A 24,386-nucleotide genomic window follows, 5' to 3' on the forward strand; every position below is an offset into this window, starting at 1 on the left:
GGAGTGGTCACCAGGTGATCCCTCGCTTCTCAGCGTCTAACACCGGCCCGCCCGCATCAAGGCGGGAAAGCGTGCCTTGACGCGACCGAACCGACGCTAGAGATGGCAGGGGCGAGGGAAGGGAAGAACAGAGGCAGTAGGGGAGTGCCGTCCCGCGCTACTTCTGGCGACGTTGCCTCAGCCGAGCCGTAAGTCGATACCGCACGCTTCCGATCGCTCGTCGGCCCGACTCCCGCAACGTCCGTAGCGAACGCCTGAACTTCGGGGCACGATCGATCTGTAGTTCCTTACGCACGGCGTCGACTAGCTCCGTCCGAAGCTGCTCAAGTCCAGCATCGTGCTGCCAGTAGTAGTCCGTTCGCTGTTCTGCTCCACCAGCAGGCCTGAGGAGGTGTTGCAAGCCCTCGAACCGCATGTCAAACGCTTTCGCACATTCGACGACCTTGCTGCCAGCCACTAGTTCGACCTCGGCCACAGCTAGGCGAAACGCCTTCTCAGCCTTACCAACTTCGATACGGGCGTTGCGCACCTCGCGTTCGACAAATGGGTCCAACTCACCAGCTCTCTCTGCGTCGGCGTTAGGTCCAATGATGTTCCACAGGCCCCGGACGACATGGAGCTGAGTCAAGATGCGGGCGATCATCTCCCGCTCGTCCTGTCTCCGCCACCGCCGCAGCTCAGTCCTGCTTGCGGATCTGGCGGCAATCACGACGCTCACCAAGGACGCTGCTGCTGCGACTACCGCCGCAAGCAGTGTGAGTTGCGCGTTCGTCACGGTCACCCCGCTTTTGTAGGAACAGTGACGAGCGCCACCGGAGGCATCAGCATGCGCGTGTCCAAAACAAGGCCGCGTCAGACACCGACACCACGATCAGAGGTCGCTGCGATGAGCTTGACCGTTAACCCACTCACGCCAGAGGAGATGAGCCAGAAGGGCCGAGCACCGTGCAACCCACGTGCAACAAGCGGCGGCCAAAGCGGGTCAACCACGGTCAACAGTGGACAGACTCAAGATCGACCCCAGGCATGAAAAAACCGCCTTGACCTGGATCAAGGCGGTTCTGAGAGCGGTGGCCAGGGCCGGGGTCGAACCGGCGACCTTCCGCTTTTCAGGCGGACGCTCGTACCAACTGAGCTACCTGGCCGGGAACGCCGGCGAGGAGCCGAACGATCTTGCGACCCTGACGGGACTCGAACCCGCGACCTTCGCCGTGACAGGGCGACGCGCTAACCAACTGCGCCACAGGGCCTTGCATACTGCTTTGTAACTGTACTGCGTACTCCCAACGGGATTCGAACCCGCGTTGCCGCCTTGAAAGGGCGGAGTCCTAGGCCGCTGGACGATGGGAGCCCGGTTCGGTTTCGGCGAACCGACCGACCCGCGCTCTCCGGTGTCCCCGGGAGCGAACATAACTATAGGACACACCCGTTTTCGACTTCGCACAGGGGGTCCCCTAGTTGTTCACAGGGCTGGGACCTGCGAGAACGCGGTGACTTCAGGATATCAGGCCCCAGCGGCCGCCCGGGCCTAGAACGGAGCCCGGGCGCGCGGCACACCCCGCGCGACCGGGCTCCGTGAACGAACTCAGCGCTGAACGGGCGCCTGCCCGTCCTCGTCCAGCGTCAACCCCAGCATGTCCAGCAACTGGACACAGTCATCGACACCCAACGCCCCGTTGGCCACCGCCAGCCGGGCACGGCGCACCTGGTCGTCGGAAACGCGTTGCGCGTCCCCCTGACCCGTGCGCTGCGCCGGCAGACCACCGGCCAACGTCGTCGAGCTTCCCCCATCGGCACCTTCGTACCGAAGGAGGAACTGTCGAACTTCCACAGACCCACCCATGGTTCCTCCAGACGGCCAACGAACAGCTTGGCCGCGAGGCTAACCAGAGCCGGCCGCGGCACACAGCCCCCCGGAGAGTGAACCTGTCGCCACGCTCCGCACAACGCAGAGCGATCACGCGTACGCCCGCGCCACATGAACCCCAGGCGAACCAGAGGTGGCGCCCTGACCGGAATTCTGCCCGCGCCCACTCGCCCTTCTCAGCAAACCGTGCAACAATCGATTTGCTGACACACCCCCGGTCAGCGCCTGTGGAGATCCCCTCCGACCCCCGCGTTCCTCCCCCTGGCGCGGGGGTCGCTCCGTTTTCTGGGGGCCACCCCCAGACTCCAGGTTCCCGGCGGCGGCGGTTGGCAGCCCCGGGTCGGTCCCGTTGCTTTTTCCTCTTCCGGTCGCGGTTCGTGATCACGGGAAAAGGTTTTCCTGTCGGGATTGGGCCATTCGAGACAAAAGAATCGGTGTGTCGTGGCTCACTGTGGTTGGTTTGCCGAGACCGAACCGTTATCGTGGCCCGGTGCCCCTTCCTTCCCTGAGCCGTCGTAGCGGCAGCCGCACGAACCTGAAGCCGGTCAACCCCGGTCGTCACCGCAACTCCGCCTCCAAGGAGGCCGAAGCGGTCGTCGAAGACACGGAGCTCACCAGCTACCTTCGTGCCCTCGCCCCCGAGAACGACCCGGAGAGCACCGGCACCGGCAAGCGCTTCGGTGAAGCGCAGGTGTTCCAGCTGCGGATGAACCTCATCGCCTGCGAACAGCTCAAAGACGCCGCCGCCGAGCGCAACCTGTCGCCGCAGGCGCTGGCGCAGGAATGGATCCTCGAGCGCCTCTCGTGGGAATCGCAGGCCAACTCGGCCCAGCAGCGCCGCCACGAAGAAGCCCACACCGACGAATTCCACTTCGACGCCAACGCGTGGGAGCAGCCCGTCCCCCGCTGATCCCCGTCACCCGGAACGGAACAGCACAACAGAAGAAGTTTCACGGCAAGAGAAAAGCCCCCGGCGAGATCGCCGGGGGCTTTTCTGATCAGTCTGAGCAACGCCTGAAGGGCGGACTCAGATCGCGCGGACCTTCTGGGCCTGCGGGCCCTTCTGGCCCTGACCGACCTCGAACTCCACTCGCTGGTTCTCCTCGAGCGTGCGGAACCCGCGACCCTCGATCTCCGAGTAGTGAACGAAGACGTCGCCCTCGCCGCCATCCTGCGCGATGAAGCCGAAGCCCTTCTCCGCGTTGAACCACTTCACAGTGCCTTGCGCCACCGCTGTACTCCTCGTTGCACATCCGCTTCGAGTGCCTCCGAAGCGACACCCAGACCGTCCCGGGCGGTTCCAACGAGTCGAGCGAAGAGCGCGTCACCGGCTCATGGCTCGCGTCAGAAGTTCCGCGAGTGTGAAGCCACGAACACGCAAAACGACGGCCTGATGGCAGAGTACCGGGATCTGGCCATATTTGAAGCCCGTGATCGGACTCTGGGCACCCCCAAGTACCAAGGTCACCGGAACGTCGTACGCCGATCCGGGTTCTGTCGGACCCCGTCGCTACCCTGTCGCCGCACGCCGACCTCAGGTCATCGCCGGACACGGACCGAAGTCGGTCGTGCCCCGATCGTGAACCACGGCCCACCCGATTGTGACTCGCATCACTCTCCGTGGGGTCAACTTAAGGGGCGGTCCGGACGTCATGGTCGGTGTACAGGGGAGCAAAGGGGAAGCTTTGAGGTTTTCGGAAACCGCGCGCCGCCGGGCGGCGTTCGCGGCACTGGGGTTGGTGGCCGTTCTGACGCTGGGGGCGTGCAGCAGCGAGCCGACCGTGTCGGCCAGCGGGCCGGACGGCGGCGGACCGGTCAGCAGTGACACCGGCGGGAAGGCGCCCGCGCCCGCCAAACTGACGTACGAGCCCGCGGCGGGCGCGCAGGACGTCGCGCCGGGGCAGCCCATCAAGGTCACCGTCGCCGACGGCACGCTCGACCAGGTCGTGCTGACCAACCCGGACGGCAAGCAGGTCGCCGGCCAGCCGTCCGAGGACAAGAAGAGCTGGTCCACCACCGAACAGCTCGGCTATGGCAAGTCCTACACGTGGTCCGGCAAGGCCACCGGCACCGACGGCAAGCCCGTCGAGATCGGCGGGAACTTCACCACCGTCAAGCCGCGCAAGCAGGTGGGCGCGAACATCAACGTCTTCGACGGGCAGACGTACGGCGTCGCCATGCCGATCACCCTGACGTTCCCGAGCAAGGTCACCGACAAGGCGTCGGTCGAGAAGGCGCTGTCGGTCGAGACCACGCCGAAGACCGAGGGATCGTGGGCCTGGGTCCACGACGACACCTCGGTGCACTGGCGGCCGAAGGCCTACTGGCAGCCCGGCACCACGGTGAAGTTCAACGCCAAGATCTACGGCGTCAAGATCGGCGAAGGTGTGTACGGCAAGGAAGACCGCTCGGCGAGCTTCACGATCGGCCGCTCGCAGATCGTCAAGGGCAACACCCAGACCCACCGGCTCGTGGTGATCCGCGACGGGCAGCAGATCGCGGACTACCCGGCCAGCTACGGCCTCGACGCCGACCCGGGCCGCGTCACGCCGAGCGGCACGCACGTGGTGATGTCCAAGCACGACACGTACTCGATGACCAACGAGCGCTACGACTACGAGAACATCGTCGTCCCGTCCGCGGTGCGGTTCTCGACCAACGGCGAGTTCATCCACGGCTACGCGCCCTCGATCTGGGCGCAGGGCAAGAAGAACATCTCGCACGGCTGTGTGAACCTGGCGCCGGCGAACGCCAAGGCGTACATGGACGGCGCCCTGGTCGGCGACCCCGTCGAGATCGAGGGCAGCACGGTGAAGATCAACCGGGCGCGCGACTACAGCGACTGGACCTACTCCTGGGACGAGTGGACCAAGCTGTCCGCTCTCGCGAGCTGAACGACTTCCATGGAACCGGGCGGCCGGAGACCTTCGTGGTCTCCGGCCGTTCGTGTCGGTGGCCGTGCGCTGACTCATGTCGCGAAACTTTCGAAAAGTCACTGCAACCATCCGCGGGGCGGGACGCATGTCTAACGACGTAAGGCGCCGCGGCCAATGAGCGGCGCCCGGATCGAGGAGACACTCTTGCGTACTCGTATCGCTCTTTCCCTCGGCGCGCTGCTGCTGGCGGGCGGCGCCGCCTTCGCGACCACGTCGCTGGCGTCGGCCGACCAGAGCGCGCCGTCGCCGACGGCCACTCAGGCGCCCACCGCGGCACCGGGCGAGCCGACCCGCGCCACCACCGCCCCGGCGCGTCCGGAGCCCGCCCCGCAGACGACCCGCCCCGGCGTCGTGAAGCCGGGCGAGCACCGCGTGCCCAAGGCCGTTCCCGCCGGGCCGACCGGGGATCTGCACCTCCCCGCCATCGTCGAAGGAGCCGGTAACTAGGTGTCGCCGAGCCGCTCGTCGAAGACCGGGACGGGCTCGCCGTGGGACGGCGAGTTCGCCCGGTACTTCGACGAGCGCGCGCACAGCCTGCGTGCCACCGCGTACCTCCTGTGCGGCGACTGGCACCAGGCCGAGGACATCACCCAGGCCGCGCTGCTGAAGCTGTACCTGGCTTGGCCGAGGCTCTCCCGGCACGACGCGCTCGACGGCTACGCGCGCAAGATCGTGCTGCGGACCTTCCTCTCCGAGCATCGGCGCGTGTGGCGCAAACGGGAGAAGCTCACCGACGCCCTTCCCGACGTCCCGGGCGAGTCGGGTGGCACGGAACAGGAGATGCTGGTCAGGCACGCCCTGTCCGGTATCGCCCCGAAGCAGCGGGCCGTGCTGGTGCTGCGCTACTTCGAAGATCTCGGCGTCGAAGAGACGGCCGCGGCACTGGGCTGCAGCACCGGGAACGTGAAGAGCCAGGCCGCGCGGGGTCTGGCGACCCTGCGCAAGCGGCTCGGACCGCATTTCAGCGAACTGGCCTTGAGCGGAGCGCACGACGATGGGAGGTGAGGAGATGGACGAGGACATCAAAGGCGTGCTGTCGCACGGGGCGAGCGGTCCCCCGCTGGGTATCCGGGCGGCGGACATCATCGAGCGGGGTGGCCGGATCCGGCGTCGCCGCAAACGGCTGGCGGTGGCGGGGAGTTCGCTGGCGACGGTCGCGGTGATCGTGTTCGGCGCGTTCGCCGTCGGCGGTCGCGGCGGTGAGGGGTCCGCACCGGTTCAGCCCGCGGGTCCCGGCCTGTCGACCATCGCCCCGGCACCGGTCTCGCCCGCGCCTTCCGAGACTCCCCGGCCGGAGGTCGCTCCGCAGGAACCGCCCGCTTCGGAGACGGCGCCGAAACCCGGGCAGACCCGTTCGGTTCCCCGGACGGTCCAGCCGGGCCGTACGACGACGGCCGTCCCACCTGGGCCCACTCCGACGAAGCAGCCGAGCGAACCGCCGTCGGCGGTCACGACCCGCTGACCTCCTGCCCGGAACGTTCCGATTCGCAGGATGTGACCCAAAGTAATCGGAAATTCTCCGACATCTGGTTTACCTGGTGCTTCGTCACCGATTCGGGGGAACGGCGTTCGATCGACCGATCCAAAGCGCTGAACCCGGACGTTTGAACGCCTACGGTCGGGGGAACAAACCCTCGACGATGGGTAAGTAAACGGGTGGGTCGGGAGGTCAAACCCATGGCCGAAGAGGCGCTGAGCGCGTCACATCAGGAAAAAGGGGAACCGGCGGAGGCCCCACCTGAGCAGATCAGAAAGGCCGTCGCCGGGGCGGCGATGGGTAACTGCATCGAGTGGTACGACTTCGGTGTTTTCGGCTTCATGCCCGCCATCCTGGGGCAGGTCTTCTTCAACGCTTCGAGCACTTCGGAAGGTGCGCTGGCGACCTTCGCGGTCCTCGCGATCACCTTCATCGTGCGGCCGTTCGGCAGCTTCGTCTTCGGTCCGCTGGGGGACAAGATCGGGCGCCAGAAGGTGCTCGCGCTGACGATCATCCTGATGTCCGGGTCGACGTTCATCATCGGCCTGTTGCCGTCCTACGCCACGATCGGCCCGGCCGCCGCGGTCCTGCTGATCCTGTTGCGCACCATCCAAGGCTTCTCGGCGGGCGGTGAGTACGGCGGCGCGGCGACGTTCATCGCGGAGTACGCGCCCGCCCGGCGCCGGGGATTCTGGGGCAGCTGGCTGGAGTTCGGCACACTCGTCGGGTTCGCGATGGGCGCCGGCTTCGTCACCATCTTCACCGTCGTCCTCGGCGACGAGGCCATGCGCGAATGGGGCTGGCGCCTGCCGTTCCTGATCGCGGGCCCGCTCGGCATCATCGGTCTCTACCTGCGGAACAAGCTGGAGGACACTCCGCTTTTCCAGGAGATCGAGAAGAAGAACCAGGTCGAGAAGTCGCCGCTGAAGGCGCTGCTCAAGAAGCACTGGACGTCGATCCTGCACCTGATCGGCATCGTGGTGATGCTGAACGTCGCCGACTACATCGTGATCACGTACCTGGAGACCTATCTCAAGGACGTGGTCGGGTTCAGCGGGCACGCGCCGTTGCTGATCATCCTGGCGACCATCGCGCTGATGCTGATCTTGATCGTGCCGGTCGGCATCCTGTCCGACAAGATCGGGCGAAAACCCATCCTGATCGCGAGTTGTGCGAGCTTCCTGGTGTTCCCGATCCCGGCGTTCTCGCTGATGGGCGCGGCCGCGGACGACCAGAACGCCTGGCAGCTCATGCTCGGCCTGGTGATGATCGCGGTACCGCTCGTGCTGATCCTTGCCGTGCTGGCGGCGACGCTGCCGGCGATGTTCCCGACTCAGGAGCGCTACGGCGGTTTCTCCATCGGGTACAGCGTTTCCACCGCCGCGTTCGGCGGCACGGCGTCGTACATCATCGGCAGCCTGGTGAAGTCCACCGGCGACAACCTGTGGCCCGCGTACTACCTGATGGGCGCGGCGGCCATCGCGGCCATCCCGATCCTGCTGCTGCCGGAAACGGCGGGGGTGTCGCTGCGCCGCATCGTGAGTTCGCGGATCATCCGGCGCCGGAAGCCGGAACCGGCCACTCCCGGCGGCGCCTCGGAGCTACCGGCGAGTTAACGTCTTTCCATGAGCCGTATCTCGCAGCCGTGGCCGCCGGTCGAAGTCGAACCGGCGACCGTCCACCCGAAAGCCCCGCAGCCGGGCAGTCACCTCGGCATCCACTTCGGTGAGTGTTTCGGGTGCGGCGACGAGATCGAGGCCGGGCTCCACCTGCATTCGACGGTGGGCGAAGGGACGACGGTGTACTCCAAGTTCACCGTCACCTCCGCCCACCAAGGTGCGCCCGGCCTCGCCCATGGCGGCCTGCTCGCTTGCGCCTTCGACGAGGCGCTCGGCGCGACCGTCGGCAATCTGCTGCGCCGCCCCGCCGTCACCGGGAAGCTGGAGACGGATTTCCTCCGGCCGGTTCCTGTCGGCTCGACCCTGTACATCGCCACGAAACTGGACGGCGTCGCCGGCCGGAAGATCTACGTGAGCGCCGACGGACGGCTCGACGCCGAAGACGGCCCCGTCGCGGTGCGCGCGCGGGCGCTGTTCGTGCGGGTCGAATTCGAGCACTTCAGCACCCACGGGGACCCCGAGGCGCTGCAGAAGCTCGCCGCCGCGCACGAGAAGGCCAAGCGCGAACGCGAGTGGGACATCAACCCCTGAGCATTTCGTCCTCTGGATGCGGTGGTTCGTAGCCCGAACTACCGCATCCAGAGGACGAAACGCGCGCTAGGTGAGGGTCCTCGGCCGGATCGCGTTCGCCTTGTCGACCAGTTCGACCCGCTGGTCGACCGATCCGGCCAACCTGGCCAACGTCCGATAGCAGCGCTCGAGCCCGAACCTCAGGTCTCGTTCTTCCAGGGCACAGCCCAGCACCTTCGCCCCCGGCGTCGGCCGGTTCTGCGAGTTGAGCCAGCCGTACGCCGCTTCGAGGACCTCCGCCGACAAACGCGTGCGACGTTCGGCGTCGAGCTGCAGCCGCTCCAGCCTGGTCGAGGCGTCGACGAGATCCCGCTCGGACACCATCACCGGGTCCTTGCCGCCGCCGTTGATCCTGGTCTTGATCTTGATCGCGGCCACCTGCGCGGCGACGTGGTGCGACGACGACGCGGGGACGGCTTCGAGCACCTCGATGGCGCTCGCCCTGGCACCCTGCGCGAGGTACACGCGAGCGAGACCGAAGGCGGCGCTGACGTACGACCGGTCCGTTCGCCACACCAGCTCGTAGTAGCGCGCGGCGCCGAAGTAGTCGCCGACCCCCTCCGCGCTGACGGCCAAGGCCAGCTTGGGCGCGATCTCGCCGGGCAGGTCGTCGTACACCGCTCCGAACGCGACGTGCGCGACCCGGGACCGGCCGCCCGCGAGCTCGATTAGCCCGCGGTACCAGTCGATCCGCCAGTCGTGCGGGAAACCGGCCTTGATCGCGAGGTACTGCGCGGCCTGCAACTGCCGCTGGGCCTCGACCAGCTCACCGAGCTCGATCCGGGCGCGGACGATGCGCAGCCGGACCTCGATCGACTCGCGCGGCGCCCCGGCCAGCGACTCGATCGCGCCCTTGGGATCGAGCGCGACCGTCGACGCGAGCACACCCGCCGCCGGGTCGTCCGTGTCCACCTGCGGGATCGGCAGACCCGCGACCACCTCGCCGGCATCCGGCAGCGGCACGCTCCCGCCGTGCTCCGGGACGACCATGTCCACGCCGAACGTGCGGGTCTCCGGGCCGAACACGGTCGAAGCGCCGGGACGCGGCTTCCCGGTACCCAGCGCCATGATCTCGCGGAGCACACCGGTCAGCTGGTCGGCCATCTCCTCGGCCGCGATGAACCGGCGATCCGGGTCCGTATGCGTCGCACGCTTCAGGAACCGGTAGTACGAACCGAAGAGCGCGAACAGCGGGACGACGTCCGGGCCGGGCAGGGTCGTCTTGTACTTGGTGGTGTAGCCGGAGAATTCGAAACTGAGGACGGCGAGCGTGCGGCCGACCGTGTAGAGATCCGACGCCACCGAAGCGCCGTGTGTCGCCAATTCGGGCGCGCTGTAGCCGGTGGTGAAGAACAGCGGGCTCTCGTAGTCGTCGATGCGGCGGACCGCGCCGAGGTCGATCAGCTTGAGCTGTTCGTGCGTCTGGATGACGTTGTCGGGCTTGAGATCGCAGTACAGCAGGTTCTGGCCGTGCAGGTAGCCCAAGGCGGGCAGGATCTCGAGCCCGTAGGCGATCACCTGGCCGATCGGCAGCGGCTCCGGGCGCTTCGTCTCGCGGTGGTGCGCGAGCGCGAGCTGGCGCAGCGACTGGCCGCCGACGTACTCCATGACGATGTAGCCGACCGAGTTGCCGGTGTCGCCGTCCGGATGCTGCACGAAGTTGTGGATCTTGACGATGTTGGGATGCTCGACCTCGGCGAGGAACCGCTGCTCGTTGGCGGCGGCCGCCATCGCGGTGGCGTCACCGGTGTCGATCAAGCCCTTGAGGACGACCCAGCGGTCGCTGACGTTGTGGTCCTGCGCGAGATAGATCCAGCCGAGGCCGCCGTACGCGAGCGCGCCGAGGACCTCGTACTGGCCGCCGACGATCTCGTTCGGCCGCAGCTTCGGGACGAAGGAGAACGGGTTCCCGCACTTCTCGCAGTTGCCCTCGGGCGGACCCGGCTTGCCGTCCTTCCCACGGCCGACCTTGGCGCTGCAACTACCGCAGAAGCGCTTCTCCTCCGACACCATCGGGTTCTCGAGGACCGCTGACGCCGGGTCGCGGTACGGCACCTGCGGCACGTCGACGAGCCCGGCGCCGAGACGGCCACGGCGCGACGTGCGGGAAGACGTCCGGCGCGCGGTGCCGGGGAACGAGCCGGTTCCGGTGCCGGTACCGGTGCCCCGGCTGCCCGAGCCGGTGCCCGTCCCGGTTCCGCGGCTCTCGCTGGAGCGTTCGGGAAGGACGCTTTCCGTGCCCGGGTCCGGAAGCGGCCCGGGTCCGCTGTCGACGCGCGGCGTCGGCGGCATGATGCTCTGCGTCTCCGGCGCCGGCGAGGCGAGGACGCTGGTCGGCTGCGGCGCGTCGGCGGGGGCCTGCCAGTCGGGGCGGACGACCTGCGTCTTCGGGCTCACCGGGGCCATGTCGCCCGGCGGGCGCGTCGGGTCCTCGGCGCCGGGGATCGGCCGCTGCTGACCGCGCGGCGGAGTCCCCGGACGCTGGACGGGCGCGTGAATGGCCGTGCGCTCGGCGTCCTTCTCCGGCTGCGGCTCCTGCTTGGGCCGCGACGGCTCGGACAGGTCGAGCCTGCCGGAAATGGACGGCTCGGGCGTTTCCCAGCGGACCGGCGCCGGCGGCGTCCAGGAGGCGGATTCCGCCTCACGATCCGGCGTGGCGTCGTCCGGCGCTGCGTGCCGAGGACGGCGCGGCTCTTCCGACACTGGTACCTCCCGAAATCCCCGCGACGGCGTCGTCCCCGATCCTAGTGGTGAGCAGGCAGGTCGTGCCCGCGCCGGGTCGAACCCGCTACGGTGCGGTGGAGAACCGATTCAGCAGGTGATGAGGGGGAGGGACCGGTGCCTGCGTCATTTTCGATGTCGATGGCCCAGCTCGACGTCGTACTCGAAGATCTCGGGCTCGGCAGATTCGTGCTGCCCTTCGAGATCCCGACCGTCGGAACCACCCTCTCCGAACGCGAGCGGCACTGCGCGGAGATCTGGGCCGGACTGGCCGATCGAGGCTTCGCGCGCGACCGCGAGCTGCTGCGCGACTACGAACAGACCCTCCGGCTCTGGGCCACCGGGGACTTCGTCGTCACCATGGAGGCGCACGAGGTCGAGCAGGACGCCGAGTACCTCTACCGGGGCGCTTGGAACAGCGGACTGGGCGTCGTGAGCCAGCAACGCGGGTTCGACATCCTCTTCGAACCGGTCTACCCCGAACAGGTGGTCGCGACCTTGCTCGGTTATCTGCCGTCACTGCAGCCGTTCCCCGGACGGGTGACGACGTCCAGCACACTCCCCCCGTCCAAACGACCGGACGACCCGTTCGACGAAGACCCGGACAACCTGCGCCTGGGCGCCGCCGCCCACTTCTTCGAACACCCGCTCGCGCGACTGGGCACGGTCAGCGTCACCCTGCGCGACGACAGGGGCAAACCGCAGCAGAAGAGCGTCCAGTGGTTCGACAGCCTCAAAGGCCGCTTCATGCTCGCCACGGACCGCTTCCCCGACGGCGAAGTCCGCCGCACGTTCACCCCGACGAGTGGCTCTCACCTGGCACGATGGGTCCACGACCTGGTCGAAGCCGCCCGCGTCGGCAGCGCGTGATCCTCGCCGGAAGGCGGGCTTCGAGGCCGTTTCCGCTGATATCGTGACCTGACGAGCGCAACGAGTAACCGGGACTTGGTGCAGGGGAGAGACCATGACTGACGGCGCCGGCGGACCACCGGGCAACTTCTCGAACATCCTGGGCGACTTCTCGGCGCAGGCCGATCGGATGGTGACGGCGGCGAAGGAAGGACAGTTCGCGGTCAGCGAGGAAGCAGGGGAGGCGCTGAAGCAGGCGATCAACGACTATGTCTACGACTGGAACAGCAACAAGCGCTGGTTCCAACGCCTTGCGGAAAAGCCGAAACTGGGCACCAGTCCGTACGCGCAGCAAGTTGGCGACCATGCGGTTCTCGTCGCAGATGGTGATGATTTGTCCGCGAAGAAGCAGTTAGACATGTTGAGAGACATCGTACTCCGAGCCCATGAAGCCATTGACTTGGCAAAGACCAAGTACAAGCAGCAAGACGAACATGGCGCTGACGCATTCAAGAATCTGAAACAGGGCTGACTACCTTCTTATGAAACTTTATCTCCGCCACCGCTTCGTACCGGCCCTGATGGTCGTGTTGCTCACCGCAACGGCTTGTTCGTCGGAGAAACCTGGAACAGCGACGCCAGCACCGACGTCACCCAATCCTTCCAGCGCGCCCACTTCCGGCACTGATCCTGCAGATATCTTCGGTACTCTGAAAGCTTGCGACCTGTTGGAGCCGACGACCGCGGCGAAGGGCTTCGAGTCTCCAAAGGTTGAGACCTATGAAAGCGACAACGGATGCGGTACCGCGAAACGTGGCTACGCCTCCGTCAGCATCTACCTCGTCCCGGAGGCCGGGATCGACAAGCTGTCGCCTGGGCAAGGCACCAAAGTTCCCTCGAACGTGAACGGCCGAGAGGCGGTCGAGATCCCCGGTGACGCGGGAACCGACGCGTGCACAGTCGCAGTCGCCGTCGGTCCCAACGCACGAATGACGGCGTCGACCACTCTGGAACGGACAGCAACCAACGAGGAAGCCTGTGCACTCTCCAGGGAAATCGCGACGGCCGCGGAACCGAAACTGCCCAAGGGAAGCTGATGGTCTCTCGTCGACGCCTTGGTTCACTGACCGCGGCACTGGCGATGGCAGTGAGTGGTTGCTCGTCCGAGCTTCCAGGGAGCGCCGTCGCATCCGTGTCAAACGCGGCACCGGTGCAATCGACCAGCCGGCCAGGCGATGTGTTCGGGAGCCTGAAGGCCTGCGATCTTCTGGAGCCGACGAACTCCCCAAAGGGCTTCGACCCTCCAGCAGTGGAGCAAGCCGAGAGCGACAATGGTTGCGCAACGCGTAAGAAGCGCTACGGCTCCGCACGGCTCTATCTCATCGCGGAGGCGGGAATAGATCAGTTGTCCGCAGGGCAGGGGACAAAGAACCCGACGAAGATCGGCACGCGGGACGCTGTCGAGATCCCCGGTGACGCGGGCACTCAATCCTGCACTGTGGCTATCGCGGTTACTCAGAGCTCCCGATTGACGGCTTCCACCGGACTGACCGAGGGTACGAACGAAGAGGCGTGTGCGCTTTCCCGGGAAATCGCCACGGCTGCTGAACCGAAACTGCCCAGAGGCAACTGACTACGGAACGGGAGGGGCCATGGTCAACGTCGGCCAAGACGACTTCGACAGCAAGTTCTCGGCGATGGGCAACACCGGCCGGACGTACGAGGCCAAGCGGTACTCCGACACGTACGAAGAGGTCAATGCCGGTCCCGGAGGCAACTCTGTCACGGCGAGACTGACGGCTGAAGCGAAGGCGGGGCAGTACTCGGCCGACCAGGCCGCCGCGCTCGCACAAGGCCAGCAGTTCCGCGCCGGCCTCAACCCGTCGGAACAGCGCTACGAAGCCGTCTCGCACGGCGAGCTGAAGAACATGGTCACACAGGATCTCGATCCGAAAGACATCGACGAAAAGGGCGAGCTCTGGAACAACCAGGGCAACTCCCTGAACACCTTCAGTAACGCCGTCCGCGACGCGATCAGCAAAGAAGGCGAGCACTGGCAGGGCGACGGTGCCAAGTCGGTCACCGATTTCTTCGCCAACATCAGCAAGTGGGCCGACACCGCGGGCGACGGCGCGTATCTCGCGTCCAACCGGTTCTCCCAGTCCGCCGCCGCGGCCACCACCGCGAAGAACTCCATGCCCGAAGAGGTCCCCTTCGATCGCAACGCCGAGTACAAGAACGCCCTCAACCAGCTCGCGACGGGGAATTTCGCGGGTGCGGTGGACACGGTCGGCAACATTTCGGCCAAGCAGGAGCAGTCGTTCCAGGCGCATCAGCAGGCCGCGCAGGTGATGCACACCTACGACCAGTCGCTCTTCGACGTCAACTCCAAGCAGCCCACCTTCGCCCCACCGCCGGAAATGGGCGAGTCGACGACGGCGTCCGGGTTCTCCGGGGGTACGGAGGCCAGGGGCTTCAGCGGCGGGCCGGGTCCCCACAGCGGGCCTGGGCCGGGGATGCCCGGAACGGGTGGTCCGAACGCGCCGGCGCCGGGGATCACCACGGGTGGCGGGCATACCGGGGTGCCGGCGCCGGGTCAGCCGGTCGGCGGGCAGCCGTCGACGTTCCGGCCTGGGCCGACGCCGGGGTTGGCGGCGCTCAACACGCCTGGTCCCAGCGGTCTCGGACGGCTGGGTAGCGAGCAGTATCGCGGCAAGCCGGGCCGGACGACGAGCGGACCGGGCGGTAGCGCGGCGAGCCGGTTGACCAGTGGTGGTGGAGGCGGCGGGTTCGGGCGCAACGGCGGCTCGGGCAACGTGGCCGAGCGGCTCGCGGGCGGCAAGGTTTCCGCCGGTGAAGCCGAGAAGCTCGCGGGCAAGGGCGGCGGGTCCGGGGCGGGCAAGTTGCCGGAGGAGCGGATCACCCGGGGTGGCGCGGCCGCCGCGGGCAAGACCGGCGGGCCTGGTGCGATGGGGGCCGGTGGCGCTCCCGGTGGCCGCGGCCAGAAGGAAGAGGACAAGGAAAAGAAGGCCCCGAACTACCTGCAGGAGGAAGACGCCGACGTGTTGTTCGGCGGCTACGACGGCGAAACGAAGCCGGTGCCGCCGGTGATCGGCGAGAAGTCCCCCTGAGCCGAAGCGAGCCGTTCGGGAGCGAATCCCGAACGGCCCGTTCTCACTTGTACACGGGTGCGGGCGGCGTCCCGCCCTCGAGTTTGCTCCCGATCCATTTCGCGTAGCTCGTCTGCCACGCGCCACCGCGCACGTTCTCCAGCACGGCGTTCACGAACCGCACCATGTCCTCGTTCTCCTTCGGGACACCGATGCCGTAGTTCTCCTGGGTGAACCGTTCTCCCACGATCTTCAGCGTCGGGTCCTGCGCGAGCATCCCGGCGAGGATGACGTCGTCCGTCGACACGGCTTCGACCTGCTTCTGCTGCAGCATCACCAGGCAGTCCGACCAGTTGTCCACCGAGACCGGCACCGGCTTCGACGGATCCGCCGCGATCTTCGTCAGCGAGGTCGACGTCTTGGTCGCGCACACGCGCCGCCCGCCGAGGTCCGACAGGTTCGCGACCTTCGAGCCGGATTCGACCAGGATCCGTTGCCCCGCCTGGTAATACGCGGTGGAGAAGTTGACCTTCTTCAGCCGGCTGCAGGTGATGCTGTAGGTCCGCACCACGATGTCGACCTGCTTCTTCTCGAGCACTTCTTCCCGCAGCTTCGACGGGATCGCGCGGAACTGCACGCGTCCTTCCGCGCTGCCGAAGATCGCCTTCGCGATCTCGTTGACCATGTCGATGTCGAAGCCTTCGAGCTGGCCCGAGGTCGGATTCCGGAAGCCGAACAGGAACGTCGTCTGGTCGACGCCCGCGACGAGTTTGCCCTTCTCCTTGATCTTCGCCATCGTCGAACCACTGGTGATCGACGTGCCGCTGGTCGGCCGCAGGCTGGCCAGCGGGTTGCAGCTCGTGTCGGTCGTTCCGCCGCCGCCGGCGTTGTCGGCGCCGCCGACGTTCGCGGGAAGCGGCGGCGCGACCTCGCCGACGGGGGCCGGATCGACCGGCGTCCCCGCGCTGCCACAAGCCGTCGCCAGCACCAAGACCGCGCCGAGCACGGCCGTTCGCAGACCGTTCCGCATCACCGGTACTCCCTCAGCCGTTCACGGATTCCCAACGCGGCCCCTGCCGCCGCGACCAGCGCCAGTACCGCGATACCCGGCGCGAGCAGGGTCAGCGCGCGGTCGGCGCCGCGGGTGTCGTCGAGGAATTCCTGTCGTCCCACGTTGATCGCGGCCACCAGGTTCTCGTCGAGCCGCAGGAACGCCACGGCGGCGCCGTCCTTCAGGTCGTCACGGATGGCGGTGTCGACGGCGTCCTGATAGGAGCCGTCGTCGTCCTGCTTCCGCACCTGACCGTGTGCCTTGAACCAGGCCGAGGCCGCTTGGATGGCCGCGTCCACCTTGTCCGCGGCCGCGCCACCCGCGGCGAGACCGCGGGCCTCACCCAGCAGGCCGCCCTGGCCGTCCGTCCCGCCGAGTTGCCCGGCGAGATCGATGAAGTCCTTTTCGTACGCCGCGCCGTCACCCCGGGCGACGAGGGTCAGTGTTTCGTTGGCCCGGGCCTGCAATGCCGCGATCCGGGCGCGGACGAGGACGTCCACCTGGTGCGAGCCGTCGTCCTCGCCGCTGCCGACGAGGGAGCTCTGCACGATCAGCGCGGCCGCGCCCCACAGCAGGGCCACCACCACCGACACGGTCGCGACGACCAGCCCGACGTTCAGCAGCCGGTTGGTCTTCCGGGTCAGGTGCACCTGGGTGACGATCAGCGCGGCGAGCAGGGCGAGCACCAAAGCCGTTGCCAGCCAAGGGAATCCGGTCGCGTCGTCCTGCTCGGCGGCGAGCCGGTCGGTGTCGGTCCGGTAGAGCTCCTGTGCTGCGGGAAGGATTTTCGACCGCATCAGCTCCGACGCCTCACGGAGATACGAGGCGCCGACGGGGAAACCCTGCCGGTTGTAGGTGCGCGCGGTCTCGATCAGTCCTGTGTAGACGGGGATCTCGCGGCCGAGGATGTTGATCTGCTCGGCGGCCTCACCGACGCCGGAGGAGTCCGATGCCGCCTTCGCCAGCGCCGCCCCGGCCTCCGCGATGTCGCGTTCGTACCGCTGGCGCATCGGGAGCGGCTCGGTGCCGATGGAGAGGAACGAACTGGCCGCTGTCGCGTCGGCGTCCGAAAGCGCGCGGTAGACCTGCTGCGCGGCGGCGGCGAGCGGTTCGCGGTGGTCGATCAGGCCGTTGATCGTGTCCTTCTTGTCCTGCGCGGCCAGCGTGCCGAACAGGCCGGCGACCAGCGACAGCAGGACGAGCCCGATCGCGATCACCGACAGCCTGCCCGGTGTGGTCGCCGCGGACCGGACGATCGCGCGGATCCCGTTGCCCGGCAGTTCGAGCAGCCCGGCGATCCCTCCGCGACCTCCCGGCGCAGGGGGTGGCTCGGGGCTCCCCGGCGGCCCCGGCCGGGTCACTGTGCTCGTCATCGCCGATCCTCCCCATTGGCTCTACCCGCACAGAAGGTATCCGAGTCGGGATCGGCGCAGCCAGCGACACCGGTGTGTGTCATCGGCACGTGATCTCCGCACTCAGGCGCGGACGGCGGGCGCGACCGAATGCGGGAGCACCTCACCGTCGGACGGCCGTTCGACCACGACCTCGACGTCGTCGCCGAACCGGTACGGCCTGGCCAGCAGGAACCCGCCGAAATGCCGCCTCATCCTGGACATCTCCGCGCGGACGGTGACGGTGCGGCCGGCGTCGCCGAAGAGGTCGCGCGACAGTTCCGACGCAGACCTGCCTTCGCGATGCCGCGCGAGGACGTACAGCATCTCCGCGTGCCGTGGGCTCAGCCGATGCGACCAGGTTCCCGCCGCGCCCGAGACGCGCAGCGTGCTTTCCCGCGAAGACCTCAGATCGAGCACGACCCGCGTCGGCGGCGCGTCCTCCCCCTCGGTGAACCGGACGAGCCAGCCGCCAGGCAGCGGCTCCAGCAGGCATTCGCCGTAGGCAGGCAGCCAGGTGCGGCCGGGAGCGGCGTCGTTCGGCAGCGCGATCCGGCCGACCGGGACGAGACCGGCCGAGGCCGCGATCCAGCCGTGCGGGTCGGCGATGACCGCGCGGCCCTTCACCTTGGCGAGCAGCGGTGTGGCCAGGCCGCGCAACCGTTCGAGCTCGGAGAGATGAGTGGTCCGCAGATTCGCTTCGGCGAGCCTCGCGACCGTATCGACCAGTGCGAGGGTCGTCGGGTGCACGGTGGAGGCCGGTCCGGAGAGGTCGACGACGCCGAGCAGCCTGCCGTCCCTCGGATCGTGCAGCGGCGCCGCGGCGCAGGTCCAATCGTGCTGGTTGCTGACGTAATGCTCGGCCGAGTAGACCTGGACCGGATGCCTGGCGACCAGTGCCGTGCCGATCGCGTTGGTGCCCGCGGCGCGCTCATGCCAGTCGACGCCTTCGACGAAGCCGAGCCCGTCTGCGCGGCGGCGGACCGCGGTGCTGCCGTCGCGCCAGAGGACACGGCCGTCGGCGTCGACGACGGCCATGATGTGCGCGGCCTGCTCGGCGAGGCTGATCAGGCCGCCGCGCAGAACGGGGAGGACGGCCGCGAGACAGCTTTCGCGGCGGCGGGCTTCCAGCTGGTCCGGAGTGAGCGCGGACGACGGCGAGCCGCGATCCGGGTCGAGGCCGAGACGCCGCATCCGCTGCCACGACGCGCCGATGACCGCTCGCGGAGCACTCGGAAGCGTGGTCCCGGCGAGCACCGCCTCGCGCACCTCGGCGAGGGCGCGTGCGTGCCGCCGGGGGTCCGCACCGACCGGCAGCGCCGCCTCCAGCTGCACCTGGCCCACTCCTTTGCTCTGTTCAGGCCAGTGTGCCCGGCCGTCCCGGGGAGCGGAAGGTCTCTGTGACCTGGGCGCGGCTTACCCGGGGAAGGGTGCGTCCACGAGGCGGGGCCTTGGCAGGACCTCCGCGGGCTTCCGGCCCAGCAGCAGCCCGGTCCGGGTGGCCTCGGCCATCACGGCGCGGACGTCGACGCACCAGGGACCATCGGGCTTCAACTCCACGAAAGCGCTCTCTCCCGGCTTGAGCACGAAATGCGGTTGGCCGTCGAGTGCGATGGAGCCGCCGGCGGCGGCGAGGTCGACACGGACGCCCGCGTGCAGCACGCTCCAGCCGCGGACACCCACCGCCCGGACCTCGCCGGGCGCGATCGGCGCCTGGACGACGTACGGCGTCTCGTCGACCGGCCCGAGCGAGACCGCGACACCGTCCACAGTGGACTTCGGGCTGGGGCACAGCCGCCCGGGGATACTCGACAGCCCGACTCCGTCCGGGACGGCGAACGTGCAGTACAGCTCGGTCAGCGACGCGGGATCCCACCGGCTCTCCGAGCACACGCTGACGTCGGTCAGCGCGATCTCGCGGCGGGCCTTCGTGACGACCTCGAGCACGGTCGCGCGGTTCGTGACCAGGTCCGTGTCCACCTGATGGGTGGCCACCAGCCCGGCGGCGAGCCCGGCGACGGCGGACTCGTCGGCGCCTCCGGCAGGCAGCATCAGCAGCGGCACGTCACCACAGGCGGCCGCGGCCGCGCGCAGCATGGTCGCGTTGCCGAGACAGATGATCACGCTCGCGCCCGCGTCCACCATCCGGCGGACGGTGCCGATGATCTTCCCCGCGTCGGTCCACACCATCACGCGGCCGACGCCGGCCACCCTCAGTGCCGAACGCAGGCTCTGGATGTCACGCTCCGAAGCAGGGTTCGCCACGATCCCCGCAACCGCTTCGCCCACATGTCCTCCGCTGCCGCGCCAAGTCACTACAAGGAAACGTCGTCCGGGCCGCGAAAGAAAGAGTTGCACGAGGTTGCATCGCAAAGCCACCACGGCGGGTGAGGGCGACCAGCAGCGCGAGTTCGAGGATCAGCAGGACCCGTTCGGCCAATCCGCTCACCGCGCGGGCGTCGACCAGGAACGTCGCGACGAAGACCACCAGGGCGGCCAAGGTGGCGTAGGACAGCCGCTTGGCCGTCCCGAGGACCAGTCCTGCCAGCGGTAACGCGGCGAAAGCGACGAGCGCGGCGTGCCGGTGGATCGCGCCGTGCCAGGTCAGCGGCTGGTCCATCGGCTCCTGCGGGAACACCGCGAGCACGCACAGCGCGACACCGGACAAGGCGACGAGCCTGGCCGCCCACACCGTGCCGGACAGGCGGACGCCGCCCGCGATGGTCAGCGCGCCGAAGCCGACGGCCAGCATGGCGACCCCGACGAGCCGCGTGCCCTGGCCGACGTGGACGTACTCGCTGAAGGTGGCGGCGAGCGGATCGACCGCGCCGGCGTTGACGATCTCGACGTAGACCGCGATGACCAACCCCGCCGCCAGCCAGGCGTACGCGGACAGCCTGATCAGCACTCTGATGTCGTTCATGGACCGAGCCTGACCGCGGGGCGCCGTCCGGCACATCCCGCCCGGGCGAGCAGTGCGCGTCACCTCGTGGGGGACTCCCGGTGTCCCCCACGAGGGGATGTGCCCGGTCCGCGGCGTCGTTAGCGTCGAGCCATGGATTCGTACGGCGGTTCACTGGGGTGGGCGCTCCTCACCGGACGCGACGCCGATCTGGAACCGCCGTCGGCCTGGTGGCGCGGCCCGGTCTGGGTGAAGACGCTCTTCGCCGGATCCGCGCTCGTGGTGCTGGTGGGCCTGACCTACGGCACCTGGGCGCGTTACCTCGGCGGTAACAGCGCGCCGCTGGTCTTCTTCCTGCTGGCCCTGCAGATCGTGCCGCCGTTGCTGGTCGTCAAACGCCCGCTGACCGCCGTCCGGGTGGCGGCGGCGGGGATGGTCTGCGCGATCATCGCGGTCCTCTTCCCCGCCGGTCCCACGCTGTTCGGCCCGAGCCTGTCGGACTGGCCGTTGCAGGTCCACGTCCTGCCGTATCTCCCGGTGCTCGCGATGACGCTCGCCCGCACGAAACCCGGACAGGGCAAAGGGATCTCGATCATCGCCGTGACGCTGGCCGTCGGGGTCGGCGTCGCGCAGCTACCGCGCGCGGGCACGAAGACCCTGGTGTGGTCGTTGATCGTGGTCGCCGCGACCATCGCGGCCGGATACGGGATGCAGCAACGCCGCCGCGCGCTGGAGCAGGTCGACGCGGCCGAGCGCACGACGGTCGAGGAGCGGGCGAAACGGGCTTCGCTGCAGGAACGCGCGTTGATCGCCAGGGAACTGCACGACATCATCGGCCATCACCTCTCCCTGATCGCGCTGCGGACCGACAGTGCGCGCTACCGCGTCCCGGACGTGTCCGAGGCCGCGGAGGAGGAGTTCCGTGCCATCGGGGTCGCGGCGCGGGAAGCGCTCGACGAGGCCCGGCGGCTGGTCGGCGTACTGCGTGACACGGAGGCCGAGCCCGAGCACGAACCGCAGCCGGGGCTCGCGGAGGTGCCGTCGCTGATCGACGGCTGCCGGGCCTCCGGGATCGGCATCCGCGCGGAGATCTCCGCTTGCGATGACGTTCCCGCCCTGATCGAACTCGCCGCGTACCGGATTCTCCAGGAGGCGCTGAGCAACGCGGCACGGCACAGCCCGGGGGCGGAAGTGGACGTCGAGGTGCGGCGAGGACCCGACGGGCTCGAAATCCTCGTCGAGAACGGGCCGCCCACGAGGCCTGCCGCACCTTCGGCCGGTGACGGCACCGGCCTCGCCGGGATCGCCGAACGCGTTACCCTGATCGGCGGTTCCCACGAGGCGGGACCGCGGACCGACGGCGGTTTCCGCGTGGCCGTCAAGCTGGATCTCCCGGGGGTGGGCGACGCGTGACGACCGTTTTCATCGTCGACGACCAGGCCCTGGTGCGGGAGAGCTTCGCCGGCCTGCTGAACGCGCAACCGGGTCTGGACGTGGTGGGCCAGGCAGGCGACGGGGTCGCGGCGCTCGCGAACCTCGCCGCGCTGGCCACGCCACCGGACGTCGTCCTGATGGACATCCGGATGCCGGTGATGGACGGGCTCGAAGCGACCAGGCGGCTGCTCGAAGGTGACGGCGAGAAGCCGAAAGTGCTCGTCCTGACGACGTTCCATCTGGACGATTACGTCTACGAGGCACTGCGGGCGGGCGCGAGCGGATTCCTGCTGAAGGACGCGCCGTCGGCCGAACTGATCAACGCCATCGAAGTGGTCGCCGCCGGTGACGCGTTGCTCTCCCCCGCCGTCACGAAGCGGCTCATCGCGAACTTCGTGGCGAGCGCACCGGCTCCGCGGCCGTCCCCGGCCAGGTTCGACGTGCTCACCGAACGCGAACGGGAAGTGCTGCGGTTGATCGCCAAAGGACGGTCCAATCCGGAGATCGCCGCGGATCTGGTGCTCTCGGCACAGACCATCAAGACGTATGTCGGCCGGATACTGGCGAAACTCGGGTTACGGGACCGGGCACAGGCGATCGTGCTCGCCTACGAGGCGGGGCTCGTCTCCCCCGCCTGACGGTCGGCGGGCCTCGTCAGGACGCGGACGCCGAGCGGGACTAGCGCCAGGCCGAGGGCGACCGCGGTGAAGACGCTCAGGAGCTCGCTTTCCTTCAGTACTCCCATCCAGAGCGTGCACGGCCAGAGGAACAGCAGCGCCCGCACGATGCCGAAGGTGCCCGCCCGGAACGCCCCGATGGCCAGCAGCAGCCCGCCGGCGTATTGGCCGACCGACGCGGTGACCGGGATCCGCCACAACCCGTAGGACAGGTCGACGTAGTCGTCCATCACCAGCTTCGTCGCGTGGTCCAGACCGAGCTTGTCGACGAGCTCGAACGCCGTCAGCTCGACGCCGGCGAAGTAGACCCGTGCGAACAAACCGAACGCGAGCAGCAGGAATCCCCACGCGGCCAACGCCGGCGCCTTCGCCGCGACGATTTTCGCCAGCATCAGGAAAGCCGGCAGCAGGAGGACCGCTCCGAGCAGGAAGAGCGAGTACGCGGCCGTCACGAAGCCCGGGTTCGCGGCGTAGGCGGCCAGCTGTCCAGGCGCGGCGAAGGGCTGCTGGTCGAACCACGCGACTTGCTCCGGCGTGAAGTCCTTGAGCACCAGATGCCGCAGCAACAGGCCCGCGCACCACACGAGCGGGGCGAGAATCAGTGCCACTCCGCCGATCCATCGGCCGGTTTTCCCGTTCATGGCGAAAGCGTCGCCGATGGGAACGGCACGGGGCAGCGGGCGAAGGTCAGGCGGAAGCCTCGACTTTCGTCAGGATCAGACCACGAGGACGGTCAGGGCCGACCGTGAGTACATGATGGCCTCCTTCCTTGCGCCTGGCGCAAGGAAGGAGGCCATCATGTACTGCCCGTGGTCGTGCTGGTGCTGGGCCGGGGTCCGCGAAAGGCCTGGTGACCGTGTCGCGAAAGCCACTTTCGGGACACCAGATGTCTCGAGAGTGGCTTTCGCGACCCCCGGCCAGAACCCAGGACCCGAGATCAACGGCGGCCGGGAGCCAGTGGGTACCCAAGACACCCTTGGCTGGAACCGTCACGAGCCCGGAAAAGCAGCAGGGCCGCCTCCCCGAGGGGAGGCGGCCCTGCTTGGAAAGCTTGGATCAGATCACGGTGACCGAGGTGGCCTGCGGACCCTTCGCGCCCTGCCCGATCTCGAACTCCACGCGGGCGTTCTCCTCGAGGGTACGGAAGCCGTTGCCCTTGATCTCGCTGTAGTGCACGAAGACGTCGCCGCCGCCGTTGTCGGGAGTGATGAAGCCGAACCCCTTCTCGGAGTTGAACCACTTCACAGTGCCCTGAGTCATAAAATCTCCATATGCAACACAAACAAACAGGAAGCCACGTCGGCAGCCCGGGTCTTGACCAGACGGTTTGCTTCCCCGGAAACACGAGGAGACACTACGCCCGCTGAGTTCTGCGAGCGTGAACCAACACGAACACAAAAAACGAGACCTGAATCAGTAAAGCACACCTCACGCAGGCCGACAAGCGTCTTCACCCTGGTGTGCGCAGCCGCACTGTACCTCTCCCGGCGAGGCCTCCGCCGACCGGGCTATTCGCCGCTGGCGGCGCGCAGGGGCACCTCGGTGCCGAACGGCGAACGGCGCAACGCCTCCCGGTTCGTGGCCACGACGGCGATGTCGTGGGTCTCGGCGTCCGCGCTGAACTGCACCGGCACCACGCCGGAAACGGACTTGTCCTGTGGCTTCGTTTCGTCAGCCATGTTTTCTCCCAGTGTCAACACAACGCTCTAAGTACTGCGTGCC

General features: G+C 68.0%; 26 protein-coding genes and 3 tRNA genes. 14 read left to right on the forward strand and 15 right to left on the reverse strand.

The features are described from left to right. Nucleotides 1–157: 157 nt before the first annotated feature. The 5 genes from ACXIZN_RS31365 to ACXIZN_RS31385 all read right to left on the reverse strand — a co-directional run bounded on the left by ACXIZN_RS31365 (nt 158) and on the right by ACXIZN_RS31385 (nt 1,843). Nucleotides 158–781 (reverse strand): hypothetical protein, encoded by a 624-nt coding sequence (locus tag ACXIZN_RS31365; protein WP_457958681.1) that lies wholly within the window; start codon nt 779–781, stop codon nt 158–160. A 290-nt stretch (nt 782–1,071) separates the two neighbouring features. Further along, nucleotides 1,072–1,145, reverse strand: a tRNA-Phe gene (locus ACXIZN_RS31370). A 31-nt stretch (nt 1,146–1,176) separates the two neighbouring features. Further along, nucleotides 1,177–1,250: transfer RNA gene (locus ACXIZN_RS31375), tRNA-Asp, on the reverse strand. A gap of 28 nt (nt 1,251–1,278) precedes the next feature. Beyond that, nucleotides 1,279–1,351: transfer RNA gene (locus ACXIZN_RS31380), tRNA-Glu, on the reverse strand. Nucleotides 1,352–1,585: 234 nt separating this feature from the next. Then, nucleotides 1,586–1,843 carry a hypothetical protein gene (locus ACXIZN_RS31385; RefSeq protein WP_020633070.1) on the reverse strand — a complete coding sequence of 86 codons (258 nt, stop codon included), beginning with the start codon at nt 1,841–1,843 and terminating at the stop codon, nt 1,586–1,588. A 514-nt stretch (nt 1,844–2,357) separates the two neighbouring features. On the opposite strand from ACXIZN_RS31385, the gene ACXIZN_RS31390 reads away from it, so the two are divergent. Continuing rightward, nucleotides 2,358–2,777: a hypothetical protein gene (locus tag ACXIZN_RS31390; protein WP_126732294.1), complete on the forward strand. Its 420-nt coding sequence runs from the start codon at nt 2,358–2,360 to the stop codon at nt 2,775–2,777. A 117-nt stretch (nt 2,778–2,894) separates the two neighbouring features. On the opposite strand, the gene ACXIZN_RS31395 is transcribed toward ACXIZN_RS31390, so the two are convergent. Continuing rightward, complete coding sequence (locus ACXIZN_RS31395; protein WP_003097368.1) at nt 2,895–3,098, reverse strand: cold-shock protein; 204 nt, start codon at nt 3,096–3,098, stop codon at nt 2,895–2,897. Nucleotides 3,099–3,519: 421 nt separating this feature from the next. Here ACXIZN_RS31395 and ACXIZN_RS31400 point away from each other — a divergent pair, with 421 nt between their 5' ends. The 6 genes from ACXIZN_RS31400 (at nt 3,520) to ACXIZN_RS31425 (ending at nt 8,490) form a co-directional block, all read left to right on the forward strand. Further along, on the forward strand, nt 3,520–4,761 hold the full coding sequence (locus tag ACXIZN_RS31400) for a L,D-transpeptidase (protein ID WP_457958684.1): 1,242 nt from the start codon (nt 3,520–3,522) through the stop codon (nt 4,759–4,761). Between the two features lie 156 nt (nt 4,762–4,917). Next, nucleotides 4,918–5,250 carry a hypothetical protein gene (locus ACXIZN_RS31405; RefSeq protein WP_457958686.1) on the forward strand — a complete coding sequence of 111 codons (333 nt, stop codon included), beginning with the start codon at nt 4,918–4,920 and terminating at the stop codon, nt 5,248–5,250. Then, nucleotides 5,251–5,808, forward strand: a complete 558-nt coding sequence (locus ACXIZN_RS31410; RefSeq protein ID WP_457958688.1) for a SigE family RNA polymerase sigma factor — start codon at nt 5,251–5,253, stop codon at nt 5,806–5,808. A gap of 4 nt (nt 5,809–5,812) precedes the next feature. Beyond that, nucleotides 5,813–6,265 (forward strand): hypothetical protein, encoded by a 453-nt coding sequence (locus tag ACXIZN_RS31415; RefSeq protein ID WP_457958690.1) that lies wholly within the window; start codon nt 5,813–5,815, stop codon nt 6,263–6,265. Between the two features lie 215 nt (nt 6,266–6,480). Continuing rightward, nucleotides 6,481–7,896, forward strand: a complete 1,416-nt coding sequence (locus ACXIZN_RS31420; protein ID WP_219146317.1) for an MFS transporter — start codon at nt 6,481–6,483, stop codon at nt 7,894–7,896. Nucleotides 7,897–7,905: 9 nt separating this feature from the next. Then, nucleotides 7,906–8,490, forward strand: a complete 585-nt coding sequence (locus tag ACXIZN_RS31425; RefSeq protein ID WP_020633063.1) for a PaaI family thioesterase — start codon at nt 7,906–7,908, stop codon at nt 8,488–8,490. A 66-nt stretch (nt 8,491–8,556) separates the two neighbouring features. Here the strand turns inward: ACXIZN_RS31425 and ACXIZN_RS31430 are convergent, their stop codons facing one another. After that, entirely contained in the window at nt 8,557–11,232 is a 2,676-nt protein-coding gene (locus ACXIZN_RS31430) for a tetratricopeptide repeat protein (RefSeq protein ID WP_457958692.1), read from the reverse strand. A 135-nt stretch (nt 11,233–11,367) separates the two neighbouring features. On the opposite strand from ACXIZN_RS31430, the gene ACXIZN_RS31435 reads away from it, so the two are divergent. From ACXIZN_RS31435 to ACXIZN_RS31455, 5 genes are all read left to right on the forward strand, one after another. Continuing rightward, on the forward strand, nt 11,368–12,120 hold the full coding sequence (locus ACXIZN_RS31435; protein WP_457958694.1) for an ESX secretion-associated protein EspG: 753 nt from the start codon (nt 11,368–11,370) through the stop codon (nt 12,118–12,120). A gap of 94 nt (nt 12,121–12,214) precedes the next feature. After that, entirely contained in the window at nt 12,215–12,631 is a 417-nt protein-coding gene (locus ACXIZN_RS31440; RefSeq protein WP_457958695.1) for a hypothetical protein, read from the forward strand. 10 nt (nt 12,632–12,641) lie between these two features. Next, nucleotides 12,642–13,196: a DUF3558 family protein gene (locus ACXIZN_RS31445; protein WP_457958697.1), complete on the forward strand. Its 555-nt coding sequence runs from the start codon at nt 12,642–12,644 to the stop codon at nt 13,194–13,196. Nucleotides 13,197–13,291: 95 nt separating this feature from the next. Next, nucleotides 13,292–13,732 carry a hypothetical protein gene (locus tag ACXIZN_RS31450; RefSeq protein ID WP_457958699.1) on the forward strand — a complete coding sequence of 147 codons (441 nt, stop codon included), beginning with the start codon at nt 13,292–13,294 and terminating at the stop codon, nt 13,730–13,732. 19 nt (nt 13,733–13,751) lie between these two features. Continuing rightward, the gene (locus ACXIZN_RS31455; RefSeq protein ID WP_457958700.1) at nt 13,752–15,230 is read left to right on the forward strand and encodes a PPE domain-containing protein; all 1,479 of its coding nucleotides are present in this window, start codon (nt 13,752–13,754) and stop codon (nt 15,228–15,230) included. 43 nt (nt 15,231–15,273) lie between these two features. Here the strand turns inward: ACXIZN_RS31455 and ACXIZN_RS31460 are convergent, their stop codons facing one another. The 5 genes from ACXIZN_RS31460 to ACXIZN_RS31480 form a co-directional block, all read right to left on the reverse strand. After that, a complete protein-coding gene (locus tag ACXIZN_RS31460) occupies nt 15,274–16,239 on the reverse strand; it encodes a glutamate ABC transporter substrate-binding protein (protein ID WP_457958702.1) in 966 nt (321 codons plus the stop codon). Beyond that, nucleotides 16,239–17,633, reverse strand: a complete 1,395-nt coding sequence (locus tag ACXIZN_RS31465; RefSeq protein WP_457958704.1) for a hypothetical protein — start codon at nt 17,631–17,633, stop codon at nt 16,239–16,241. Before ACXIZN_RS31465 ends, ACXIZN_RS31460 begins: the two co-directional genes overlap by 1 nt. Nucleotides 17,634–17,735: 102 nt before the next feature. Next, complete coding sequence (locus ACXIZN_RS31470; RefSeq protein ID WP_457958706.1) at nt 17,736–18,995, reverse strand: GAF domain-containing protein; 1,260 nt, start codon at nt 18,993–18,995, stop codon at nt 17,736–17,738. Between the two features lie 72 nt (nt 18,996–19,067). Continuing rightward, nucleotides 19,068–19,940, reverse strand: coding sequence for an ATP-NAD kinase (locus tag ACXIZN_RS31475; RefSeq protein WP_457958707.1), 873 nt, complete (start codon nt 19,938–19,940; stop codon nt 19,068–19,070). Continuing rightward, nucleotides 19,891–20,574 (reverse strand): DUF998 domain-containing protein, encoded by a 684-nt coding sequence (locus ACXIZN_RS31480; RefSeq protein WP_457958708.1) that lies wholly within the window; start codon nt 20,572–20,574, stop codon nt 19,891–19,893. The genes ACXIZN_RS31475 and ACXIZN_RS31480 overlap by 50 nt, the downstream gene beginning before the upstream one ends. Nucleotides 20,575–20,706: 132 nt before the next feature. Between ACXIZN_RS31480 and ACXIZN_RS31485 the strand changes: the two genes are divergently transcribed. Further along, nucleotides 20,707–21,966, forward strand: a complete 1,260-nt coding sequence (locus ACXIZN_RS31485; protein WP_457958709.1) for a sensor histidine kinase — start codon at nt 20,707–20,709, stop codon at nt 21,964–21,966. Beyond that, on the forward strand, nt 21,963–22,625 hold the full coding sequence (locus tag ACXIZN_RS31490) for a response regulator (RefSeq protein ID WP_457958710.1): 663 nt from the start codon (nt 21,963–21,965) through the stop codon (nt 22,623–22,625). The genes ACXIZN_RS31485 and ACXIZN_RS31490 overlap by 4 nt, the downstream gene beginning before the upstream one ends. Here the strand turns inward: ACXIZN_RS31490 and ACXIZN_RS31495 are convergent. The 3 genes from ACXIZN_RS31495 to ACXIZN_RS31505 form a co-directional block, all read right to left on the reverse strand. Further along, on the reverse strand, nt 22,595–23,305 hold the full coding sequence (locus tag ACXIZN_RS31495; RefSeq protein ID WP_257489448.1) for a hypothetical protein: 711 nt from the start codon (nt 23,303–23,305) through the stop codon (nt 22,595–22,597). The two genes, ACXIZN_RS31490 and ACXIZN_RS31495, sit on opposite strands and share 31 nt — an antisense overlap. A gap of 415 nt (nt 23,306–23,720) precedes the next feature. Then, on the reverse strand, nt 23,721–23,924 hold the full coding sequence (locus tag ACXIZN_RS31500; RefSeq protein ID WP_005163378.1) for a cold-shock protein: 204 nt from the start codon (nt 23,922–23,924) through the stop codon (nt 23,721–23,723). A gap of 248 nt (nt 23,925–24,172) precedes the next feature. Then, a complete protein-coding gene (locus ACXIZN_RS31505) occupies nt 24,173–24,343 on the reverse strand; it encodes a hypothetical protein (RefSeq protein ID WP_185927051.1) in 171 nt (56 codons plus the stop codon). Nucleotides 24,344–24,386: the final 43 nt, after the last annotated feature.

Source organism: Amycolatopsis sp. TRM77291 (genome assembly GCF_054166285.1).